General features: G+C 68.7%; 10 protein-coding genes. 6 read left to right on the top strand and 4 right to left on the bottom strand.

The window, feature by feature from the left end; all coding sequences use genetic code 11:
- The first annotated feature begins 411 nt into the window (after positions 1-411).
- Both popC and popD read left to right on the top strand, forming a co-directional pair.
- Complete coding sequence (gene popC, locus D7X96_RS30445; RefSeq protein ID WP_120550915.1) at positions 412-1,824, top strand: subtilisin-like protease PopC; 1,413 nt, start codon at positions 412-414, stop codon at positions 1,822-1,824.
- Positions 1,825-1,881: 57 nt separating this feature from the next.
- Entirely contained in the window at positions 1,882-2,343 is a 462-nt protein-coding gene (gene popD, locus D7X96_RS30440) for a PopC secretion inhibitor PopD (RefSeq protein WP_120550914.1), read from the top strand.
- A 158-nt stretch (positions 2,344-2,501) separates the two neighbouring features.
- Here the strand turns inward: popD and D7X96_RS30435 are convergent, their stop codons facing one another.
- Positions 2,502-3,104 (bottom strand): malonic semialdehyde reductase, encoded by a 603-nt coding sequence (locus tag D7X96_RS30435; RefSeq protein WP_121722813.1) that lies wholly within the window; start codon positions 3,102-3,104, stop codon positions 2,502-2,504.
- 130 nt (positions 3,105-3,234) lie between these two features.
- On the opposite strand from D7X96_RS30435, the gene D7X96_RS30430 reads away from it, so the two are divergent.
- A complete protein-coding gene (locus tag D7X96_RS30430) occupies positions 3,235-3,594 on the top strand; it encodes a winged helix-turn-helix transcriptional regulator (RefSeq protein ID WP_120550912.1) in 360 nt (119 codons plus the stop codon).
- A gap of 30 nt (positions 3,595-3,624) precedes the next feature.
- On the opposite strand, the gene D7X96_RS30425 is transcribed toward D7X96_RS30430, so the two are convergent.
- The 3 genes from D7X96_RS30425 to D7X96_RS30415 form a co-directional block, all read right to left on the bottom strand.
- The gene (locus tag D7X96_RS30425) at positions 3,625-4,371 is read right to left on the bottom strand and encodes an SDR family oxidoreductase (RefSeq protein ID WP_120550911.1); all 747 of its coding nucleotides are present in this window, start codon (positions 4,369-4,371) and stop codon (positions 3,625-3,627) included.
- Positions 4,372-4,527: 156 nt separating this feature from the next.
- The gene (locus D7X96_RS30420) at positions 4,528-5,751 is read right to left on the bottom strand and encodes an aminotransferase-like domain-containing protein (protein ID WP_121771354.1); all 1,224 of its coding nucleotides are present in this window, start codon (positions 5,749-5,751) and stop codon (positions 4,528-4,530) included.
- A gap of 2 nt (positions 5,752-5,753) precedes the next feature.
- Positions 5,754-6,224 carry an Lrp/AsnC family transcriptional regulator gene (locus D7X96_RS30415; protein WP_120529763.1) on the bottom strand — a complete coding sequence of 157 codons (471 nt, stop codon included), beginning with the start codon at positions 6,222-6,224 and terminating at the stop codon, positions 5,754-5,756.
- Between the two features lie 320 nt (positions 6,225-6,544).
- Between D7X96_RS30415 and D7X96_RS30410 the strand changes: the two genes are divergently transcribed.
- From D7X96_RS30410 to D7X96_RS30400, 3 genes are read left to right on the top strand one after another with little or no spacing between them, the layout of a single operon-like run.
- Positions 6,545-7,279 carry a TetR/AcrR family transcriptional regulator gene (locus tag D7X96_RS30410; protein WP_120550910.1) on the top strand — a complete coding sequence of 245 codons (735 nt, stop codon included), beginning with the start codon at positions 6,545-6,547 and terminating at the stop codon, positions 7,277-7,279.
- 9 nt (positions 7,280-7,288) lie between these two features.
- Positions 7,289-8,284: a 3-oxoacyl-ACP synthase III family protein gene (locus tag D7X96_RS30405; protein ID WP_120550909.1), complete on the top strand. Its 996-nt coding sequence runs from the start codon at positions 7,289-7,291 to the stop codon at positions 8,282-8,284.
- A gap of 38 nt (positions 8,285-8,322) precedes the next feature.
- Positions 8,323-9,879, top strand: coding sequence for an acyl-CoA synthetase (locus tag D7X96_RS30400; RefSeq protein WP_121771353.1), 1,557 nt, complete (start codon positions 8,323-8,325; stop codon positions 9,877-9,879).
- The last annotated feature ends 45 nt before the right edge of the window (positions 9,880-9,924 follow it).

The raw sequence follows: 9,924 nt of genomic DNA, 5'->3' as shown, positions 1-9,924 counted from the left end.
TTCCTGCGCCCCCGCCCCTCCTGCCTGCCCCTTCCCCACATCCGCTGGCGGACAGAGCCCGTGTGCGCCCCTGGCCACTGCTCTCGTCCCCGGGAGGGAATCCGTTGTCTTTCCGGAGGTTCGGGGAAGCCGAGCGAGGACCGAGACACCAGACAATGGGTGTCTATTACGGAAATCCCGTGATTTTTTGTCAGGGGGCCGCGGTCAAATCCCCCGGTTGGACCCCAGCGAATGGCCCCAGCGAATGGGGAGAAGGGAGGGCAGGGGATGCAACGGCTCACGGGCGCGCGCCCGCGAGCCCGGCCACCGGATCCGAAGGGGCTTGTCAGGGTCCCCAGGTGGGCGCGGTCTTGGCGCGGGTGCTCTTCCTTCGGGGCCCGGCGCGGATAGAGCGGTCCAAGGAGCACAGCCATGAAGTCTTTCCTGTTGGTACCCAAGGAGTCCATCGAGACGCAGGCCCGGCCCGGAGTGCGTGGCACGGCGCAGGGCGAGCGCGTCCTCAGCCGCAGCACCGCGCTGCGCTTCAGCGCGGCCCAGAAGGCGCCGGATGCCCTCACCGCGCTCGGCCTGCGGTCCGCCACGCTGCCCGGCATGAAGCCGGAGGTCAGCGGCCAGGCCCCGCGCGGCCGCAAGAGCGCCCGGGGCAAGAAGGCCGCGAAGCAGGCGGAGGCCACGCCCCTGCCGGGTGGGCCCGTGACGGAGCAGACCGGCGCGGAGGCCGGCAGCTACCGGTTCATGCCCCTCATCGGCGCCACCATGGCGCACTTCTACTCCCCGGACGCGGAGAAGGCGGCCCGGGGAGAGCTGGCGGAGGAGTTCGAGTTCATCCCGGACGTGGTGCCCCTGTCCTTCCCCGGCCCGGTGTCCGCCGGCCAGACGGGGCCGCGCAACCGCGGCATGTCCTCGCTCGCCACGCGCGAGTGGCCTGACGAGTCCGGTGTCCCCCTGGCGCACGCCCAGGGCATCCGGGGCGCCGGCGTGATGCTGGGCATCCTGGACACGGGCGTGGACGCGGACCACCCGGAGCACGCGAGCAAGACCATCCAGTTCCGCTACGTCTCGCTCTTCCCCAACTCGCCGCACAACCCCGCGCGAGACGTGCGCGGCTTCGACCCGGACGGCCACGGCACCCACGTGTGCGGCATCGCCGCGGGCGTGCACCACGGCGTCGCGCCGGAGGTGGACCTCTACGCCGCGTCCGTCATCGAGTCGGAGACCATCCGCACCAGCCTGGGCCGCGTGGCCGCGGGCATGGAGTGGCTGCTGCACCAGTTCAGCCGCCCGGAGAACGCGTCGCGTCCCGCCGTCGTCAACCTGTCGCTGGGTTTCCCGCTGCAGCCGCCCCCGGGCATCTCGGAAGCGGACTACCTGCTCAACCAGCGCGCCCTGCAGGCCATGCTGCGTCGGCTTCTGGACAGCAACATCCTGCCCATTGTCGCGGCGGGTAACAGTGGCCCCGACACGGTTGGTTACCCAGCGGCCTTTCCTGAGGCGCTGGCTGTGGGGGCAGTCGACTTCGAGCGCAACGTGGCCACCTTCTCCGCGAGCGGCGCCGTGGGACGTCGGGTCGTGCCGGACGTCATGGGCTACGGGGTGAATGTGTATTCGTCTACTGAACGCCGCTGCAACAATCAGGCGTTCTATGAACGAATGAGCGGCACCAGCATGGCGGCCCCGTATGTGGCGGGGATCGCCGCGCTGTATCGTTGCCGTGCCCCTGACTTGACGGCATTGGAAGTGAGAGATTTGATTCTGGCCAATGCCATCAAGCTTCCTCGCTCGGCGAACCACCGGACGGGGAAGGGCCTGGCTGTTTTCAGGTGACGCGGTCGTTGCCGGGGCCGGTGCCACGTGAGCACCGGACCTGGGGAGGATGTGGCCATGCGCAGGAAGAATGGCGTGCCGGGCGGACCCCAAGAGATTTCGGCCCGGATGGCCTCCGTCGCCGCCGTGCGTCCGCTGCCAGGCAGCGGGGGCACGGTGCGTGCGTTGCCGGGTGCGGGTGGCCAGGAGCGTGACGCGCAGCCCACGGGCGACATCGACGTCACGGTCATGCCCCGGGAGACGCCCGCGCCCCGCGGCGCGTCCGCGTCCTCGAGGGCACCCCTGCGTTCGCGCGCGGAGCTCTACAAGGAAGGCCAGGCGGAGAATGCCCGCTTCCGGGAGAGCTTCATGCGTTGGTTGGAGGCACACCAGTTGGTGGGCGCCGTGCGCGCCATGAGCGAGCCGGGCGGTTCCCTGCCCATGCTGCACCTGAGGTGCGCCCCGCGCGTGCTGGACCAGCTGCGCCGCGCGCCGGAGTTCGAGGCGGGCACCATGATGCCGCTCGAACAGCTGTACTAGGCCCGCACCCTTCCGCGCCTGCCTCCCGTCACCGGCCCCGCACCCCTTGGAACCGACGGTGCGTCTGCTTCTTCCTGATTAACCTAGAAACTCAGGATTGTGACGGCCTGAGGCCAGTGAACGCGGGGACGAGTGCGGTGTCTGGGATTGGACGCAAGTCAGTCCAGCCGGCAGGCGTCCTCGAAAGCCAGACGCGGGTTGCGCGGGAAGAGCTTCGCCGCGTCTCCGTGGCCCAGGTTGAGGAGGATGTTGGACTTCCAGCCGGTGCCCTGGAGGAAGGCCGCGTCCACCTTCGCCTTGTCGAAGCCGCCCATGGGGCCGCAGTCGAGCCCCAGCGCGCGCGCCGCCAGGATGACGTAGCCCGCCTGCAGCGTGCCGTTGAGGAACGCCGCCTGCTCACGGGCCTCCGGCGTCTGCGCGGCGAAGACGCTCTTCATGTCTCGCGACGGGAACAGCTTGGGCATCTGCTCGTGGAAGTTCGTGTCGTACGCCACGATGACCGTCACCGGCGCCTGCATCGTCTTGTCCACGTTGCCCGGGGACAGCGCGGGCTTGAGCTTCTCCTTGGCCTCGCGGCCGCGGACGAACACCAGGCGCACCGGCTGGCTGTTGACCGCGGTGGGCGCCATGCGCGCCAGCTCGTAGATGCGGCGCAGTGTCTCGTCCGTCACCGGCCGGTCCTGCCAGCCCGAGTGGGTGCGGGCCTCCGTGAAGAGCTGCTCCAGCGCGTCCGTGTCCAGGGCCGTGTGCGTCGCCGCCATGTGGGTCGTCCTTTACGTTGCGAACACCCCATGGCTACTCGCGTCACTTTTATTTCGCAAGTAACTTCCAAAAAGTAAGTAAGTGCCGCGCGGAAGGGGCGGGCGTTATAGTCAGGGGGGAGGCGGCACGATGCATGACGACCTGAGCCCGCTGTGTTCGCGGTTCCTGGAGGCGGCCGACCTGCTGGGCCGGCGCTGGACGGGCGTCATCCTGCGCATCCTGATGGACGGGCCGTGCCGCTTCGGGGAGCTGACGGAGCGCATCGGCACCATCAGCGAGCGCGTCCTGTCGGAGCGGCTCAAGGACCTGGAGGCGGAGGGCATCCTGGAGCGCCACGTGGACCCGGGCCCGCCCATCCGTTCCGAGTACCGTCTGACGGAGAAGGGTCAGGCGTTCTGGAAGGTCATTGACGAACTGGGCAAGTGGGCGGAGCGCTGGGTGGACGTGAAGGCCACGCGGGCCGCGCCCCGGAAGCGCAAGAGCGCCTGAGTCCGGAGCGCGGTTGCAGCAGGACGCGGCCTAGAAGTTGTGGCCGCCGTCCACGTCGATGGTGCGGCCGTTGAAGTAGTCGCACTCCACGATGAACTTCACGGCCTGCCAGATGTCCTCCGGCTCGCCGATGCGGCCCACCGGGATGGCGGCCACCAGCGCGTCGCGGGCCTTCTGGTTCATGCCCTGCGTCATGGGCGTCTCAATCATGCCCGGGGCGATGGCGCCCACGCGGATGCCGAACGGCGCGAACTCGCGCGACCAGGTGACGGTGTTGGCGGCGAGCGCGGCCTTGGCGGACACGTAGTTGGACTGGCCGCGGTTGCCGTGCCGCGCGATGGACGACATGTTCACGATGACGCCGGGGCGCTGGTCCGTCTCCACCATCTTGGAGACGACCTCGCGCACCATCAGCGTGGCGCCGGTGAGGTTCACGCCAATCACGGCGTTCCAGTCCGCCGTGGACAGCTTCTTGATCTGCCCGGTGGTGCGGTCCTTCTTCACGAGCAGCGCGTCGCGCAGGATGCCCGCGTTGTTGATGAGGCCGTTGAGGCCGCCCATGGCGCCGTGGGCCCACTGCACGAAGTCCGTGACGTCCTGCTCGCTGGACACGTCCAGCTTGCGGCGGTGGATGCCCGCCGGCAGCGCCGCGAGCTTCTCCTCGTTCACGTCGCCAACGGCCACCTGGCCGCCCGCCTCGTGGATGCGCTGCGCGAAGTGCGCGCCCATGCCCTGCGCGCCGCCGGTGACGATGATCTTCAGGTCCTTCAGCTGCATGTGCCTCTCCTGGGCGTCCAAAGAAAAAACGCGCGCAAGGGTACGCACACCGCGAGGGCGCTGGCCAGCGCCGCGGAGGCTGAAACCTGAATCAAGCTTCAACTTCTCATGAGCCCCGGACCCCCGACGCGGTGCGTTGGGGGCCGGGAGCTGGAACTACAGCGCGTCCGCGATGACGGAGCCCAGCCGCTTCATGCCCTCGTTGATGAGCTCGGGGGGGCGGTTGGAGTAGTTCAGCCGCATGAACTGGGGCTTCTGGTCGTTGGCGAAGAAGGGCGCGCCGGGGACGAAGGCGACCTTCTGCTCCACGGCCAGGGGCAGCAGCTTCGCCGCGTCCAGCCCCCCGGGCAGCTCCACCCAGAGGAACATGCCGCCGTCCGGCCGGGTCCACTGGGTACCCTGGGGCATGTGGGCCTTGAGCGCGTCCAGCATCGAGTTGGCGCGCTGGGCGTAGATGGGCATCAGCGCCTGGATGTGGCCCGCGTAGTCGAACGTCTCCAGGAGCCGCGCCGTGGCGCGCTGGGCGAGCGTGGCGGTGTGCAGGTCCGTGGCCTGCTTCGCGATGGTCATCGGCTTGAGCAGCGCCTTGGGGCCCGTCACCCAGCCCAGGCGCAGGCCCGGGGCCAGCGTCTTGGAGAAGGTGGACAGCGACAGCACCACGCCCTGGTCGTCCAGCGACGCCAGCGACGGCAGGTGCACGCCCTTGAAGCGCAGCTCGCCGTACGGGTCGTCCTCCAGGATGACGAAGCGGTGCTCCTGGGCCAGCCGCACCAGCGCCTTGCGGCGCTCCAGGGACAGGGTGGTGCCCTTGGGGTTCTGGAAGTTGGGGATGACGTAGAGCAGCTTCGGCTGGCGCTTCTTCAGCAGGGCCGCCAGGTCGTCCGTGTCCATGCCCGCGTCGTCGCTGCGCACGGTGGCGAACTCCACCTCGTAGCCGCCGAAGGTCTGCAGCGCCGCCAGGTAGCTGGGGTCCTCCACCACCACCAGGTCACCCGGGTCGAGGAGAATCTTCCCCGCCAGGTCCAGGCCCTGCTGCGAGCCGCTGGTGATGAGCACCTGGTCCGCGTGGACGTGCTGGCCCTTGCGGGCCAGGTGCCCGGCGATCCACTCGCGCAAGGGCGCGAAGCCCTCCGTGGTGCTGTACTGGAGCGCGGAGCGCCCGTCCGCGTCGCTGGCGAAGGTCTCCGCGAACGCCTTGGCGATGGCGTCCTTCGGGAAGAGCTCCGGGGCGGGCAGGCCGCCGGCGAAGGAGAGGATGTCCGGGCGCTCGGCGATCTTGAGGATCTCACGCACCGCGGACGTCTTCATCCGGGACATGCGCTGGGACAGCCGGTAGGCCGGAGGAGGGGGCAGGGGGGCACTCATAGCGTCCGCGCTCATGTTCATTCTCCGTTCAACAGCTCATCGGGGACACGCACGTGCGTGTCTTCCTTCAAGGTCGACAGGACGATGGTGGTGCTCGTGCGGGTCACCCCTGGAATGGTGCGCAGCGTCTCCACGAGCAGCGAGTCCAGCGTCCGCGTATTCGCGGTCTTCACCTTCAAGACGTACGAGTCCTGCCCCGCGACCCGGTGGGCCTCCAGCACGTCCTCCAACTCGGCGACCTTCCGCGCGAAGCCTTCGAAGTGCTTGGGGTGCTCGATGCTCACGCCGATGAAGGCGGTGATGTCCTTGCCCAGCTGCGTCGCGTCCACGCGCGCCGTGTAGCCGGTGATGACGCCCTTCTCCTCCAGCTTGCGGATGCGCTCCGCCACCGCCGGCTGGGACAACTTCACCCCACGTGACAGCTCCAGCTGCGTGGCCCGGCCATCGCGCTGAAGCATGTCCACGATGCGATAATCCAGGGCGTCCATGGGGCTCAAAACCTTATTTTTATAAGCAGCCTTGGCAGTCGGCGGTGAAGTTATATGCATCTGTCGCCAAGTGCAAGTCCGTTTGCATGCAAAAGGGTTGAGGCTGGTGGATCGTCTTCCATCCGACCTCCCGCGTCTCCAGGCAGCCAGGCGGAAGGTGGTGTCGGACGGCCCTTGCGACAGTCCGCGCAGGGGGAAGAGGGGGCGCGGTGGACACTTCCCAGGTGTTTGACGCCTCGCGTCCGTGTCTGTCTTTGACGCAAGGAGCCATCCATCCGCTTTTGACAGGGCGGTCGGCCGGGTGCTACCCGTTCTGAAAGATGAATCGCCCTTCAACTTCAGAACGCGTCCCCGTCACGCCGCGCGGTCAGCGGACGCGGCAGAAGCTGTTGAAGGCCGCGGAGGCGGTGTTCGGCGACAAGGGCTACGAGCGCGCGTCCATCGCGGACCTCACGCGCAAGGCCAGCGTCGCGCTGGGCACCTTCTACGTGTACTTCCCGGACAAGCAGTCCATCTTCGTGGAGGTGGTGGACGAGCTGGGCGCGCGCCTGCGCCGCCTCATCGCGGAAGGCACGGCCGCGTGCACCACGCGCCTGGAGGTGGAGCGCGAGGGCCTGCGCGCCTTCTTCCAGTTCGTGCGCCAGCACCCCAACCTCTACCGCGTCGTGCGGCAGGCGGAGTTCGTGGACGCGGACTGCTACCGCCGCTACTACGACCGCTTCGCCAAGGGCTACGTGCGCGGCCTCCAGCAGGCCATGGACGCCGGCGAGGTGCGCCGCATGGATCCGGAGGCGCTGGCCTACTGCCTGATGGGCATTGGCGACTTCCTGGGCATGCGCTGGGTGCTCTGGGAGGAGGACATGGGGCTGGAGCGCGTGCTCGACACGGCGATGACGCTCCTGTCCCACGGGCTGCCCCCGGACGCGGGCTCCGCGCGCGCCCACCTGCAAGCTGTACCCCCCCAGAAGGAAGCAGTGCCGTCGTCGAAGCCCACCCCCCCGAAGGCGAAGTCGAAGCCGTCCCCCCGCCGTCCGTCACGCGGTCCCCGGAGCTGAAACACCGTCATGCGTTACGCGAACATCCTGTCCACCGGCCGCTACGTCCCCGAGAAGCTCCTCACCAACGCCGACGTGGAGAAGATCCTCGGTGAGAAGGTGGACGAGTGGCTCCAGCAGAACGTGGGCATCAAGCAGCGCCACGTGATGGCGGACAACCAGGCCACCAGCGACCTGGCCGTGGCCGCCGCGAAGGAGGCCCTGGCTCGCGCGAAGGTGGACCCCAAGGAGCTGGACCTGGTGCTCGTGGCCAGTGACACGCCGGACTACCTGTCCCCCGGCACGTCGTCCGTGGTGCAGGCCAAGCTGGGCGCGGTGAACGCGGGCACCTACGACATCAACGCCGCGTGCGCGGGCTGGGTGACGGCGCTGGACGTGGCGTCGAAGACGATTTCGGCGGACGACAGCTACCAGCGCATCCTGGTGGTGGGCGCCTACGGGATGACCCGGTACGTGAACTGGAAGGACAAGAAGACCTGCACGCTGTTCGCGGACGGCGCGGGCGCGGTGGTGCTGGGCGCGTCCGACAAGCCGGGCTTCCTGGGCGCGAAGCTGCTGGCCAACGGCGAGTACCACGACGCGCTGGGCATCTACACCGGCGGCACGAACCGTCCCGCCACGGCGGAGACGCTGGCGCTGACGGACGGCAAGCCCGCGGTGCAGTTCGTGCGCAAGTTCCCCTCCACGTTCAACACCGAGCGCTGGCCCATGCTGCTGGACACGCTGCTCAAGCGCGCGGACCAGACGCTGGACGACGTGAAGCTCTTCGTCTTCACGCAGCTCAATCTGCGCACCATCGAAGCCACCATGAAGGCGCTGAACCAGCCCATGGAGAAGGCGCACTACACGATGGACAAGTGGGGGTACACGGGCTCCGCCTGCATCCCCATGACGCTCGATGACGCGGTGGTGCAGGGCAAGGTGAAGAAGGGCGACCTGGTCGCCTTCTGCGCCAGTGGCGGCGGGCTCGCCATGGCGTCCGCCCTCTACCGCTGGACGGCATAGTCCCCCCCATCCCGTCTCTTCAGACAGGAGTTCCTCGCATGTTCATCGGAGACTGGATGGGGCGGGGCGCCCTCTACTGGCCGGAAGCCGTGGCCGTGGTGGACGTGGCCCGCAGGGACGCGGGCCGGTTCACCTACCGGCAGATGAACGCGCGCGCCAACGCGCTCGCGGGCTGGCTCCGGGACGTGGCGGGCGTGCAGCGCGGGGACCGGGTGGGCATCGTCGCGCACAACGGCGTGGAGTACCTGGACACGCTGTTCGCGTGCGCGAAGCTGGGCGCCATCTTCGTGCCCTACAACTGGCGGCTGCACGCGGCGGAGCTGACGGACGGCGTGCGCTCCATCCGCCCGCGCGTGCTGCTGTTCGGTGACGACTTCAAGGACGCGGTGGCCCAGGTGCGCGAGCACGTGGGAGACGGACTGCGCCTGGTGTCCCTGGAAGCACAGGGGCTGCCCGGCGCGGACCCGTACGAGAAGGCCATGGCGTACGCGCCCGCCGCTCCCGTGACGAACGACGCGGTGAGCGAGGAGGACATCCTCTGCCTGCTCTTCACTGGCGGCACGACGGGCCGCTCCAAGGGCGCGAAGGTTTCGTACCGCATGGTGGCGTGGAACACGCTCAACACGCTGGTGCATGAAATCCGTCAGGGCGACGTGACGGTGACGCACACGCCGCTGTTCCACACGGGCGGGCTGCTGGTCTACACGCTGCCGCTGCTCACCGTGGGCGGCACCGTGGTGCTGATGCGCCGCTGGGACCCGGACGAGATGCTGGGCCTGGTCGCCAAGGAGAAGGTCACGCTCTTCTTCGCGGTGCCCACGCAGTACCAGCAGCTGATGGATTCACCGCGCTGGAAGGGGACGGACTTCTCCTCCGTGCGCTTCGTGACCAGTGGTGGCGCGCCGCTGCCGGTGCCGCTGTTGCAGGCATGGCAGGCGGTGCACCCGGTGCCCTTCAAGCAGGGCTTCGGCATGACGGAGTTCGGCCCGGGCATCTTCAGCATGGGGCCGGAGTTCGCGGTGTCCAAGGCGGGCTCCATTGGCCGGCCCAACTACTTCATCGACGCGAAGCTGGTGGATGACGCCGGCAACGCGGTGCCCGTGGGCGGGGTGGGGGAGCTGGTGCTGAAGGGGCCCTCCATGTGCTCCGGCTACTTCGAGGACGACGCCGCCACGAAGGAGGCCATCAGCGCGGACGGCTGGTTCCACACCGGGGACCTGGCGCGCGTGGACGCCGATGGCTTCTTCACCATCGCGGGCCGCAAGAAGGACATGTTCATCTCCGGCGGAGAGAACGTGTACCCGCTGGAGCTGGAGTCCGTCCTCTATGAGCACCCCGCCGTGCAGCAGTGCGCGGTGGTGGGCGTGCCGGACGCGAAGTGGGGCGAGTGCGGCCGGGCCTACGTGGTGCTCAAGCCAGGGGCCGAGGCCTCGGCGGACGCGCTCCTGGAGCACCTCAAGGGCCGGGTGGCGCGCTTCAAGGTCCCCAGGCGGGTGGAGCTGGTGAAGTCCCTGCCGGTGTCTCCGGCCGGGAAGATTCTGAAGCGCGAATTGCGCGAGGCGGCCATCGCCGCGGACGCGCGGGCCGCTTCGTGACGGACAGGCTTTCTTCTCTTCAAGGGCAGCACACATAGGAGCGCG

It is taken from the genome of Corallococcus interemptor (assembly GCF_003668875.1).
Taxonomy (GTDB): domain Bacteria; phylum Myxococcota; class Myxococcia; order Myxococcales; family Myxococcaceae; genus Corallococcus; species Corallococcus interemptor.
The sequence above is the reverse complement of the archived record's forward strand: the minus strand, read 5'-3'. Positions and strand labels throughout refer to the sequence as shown.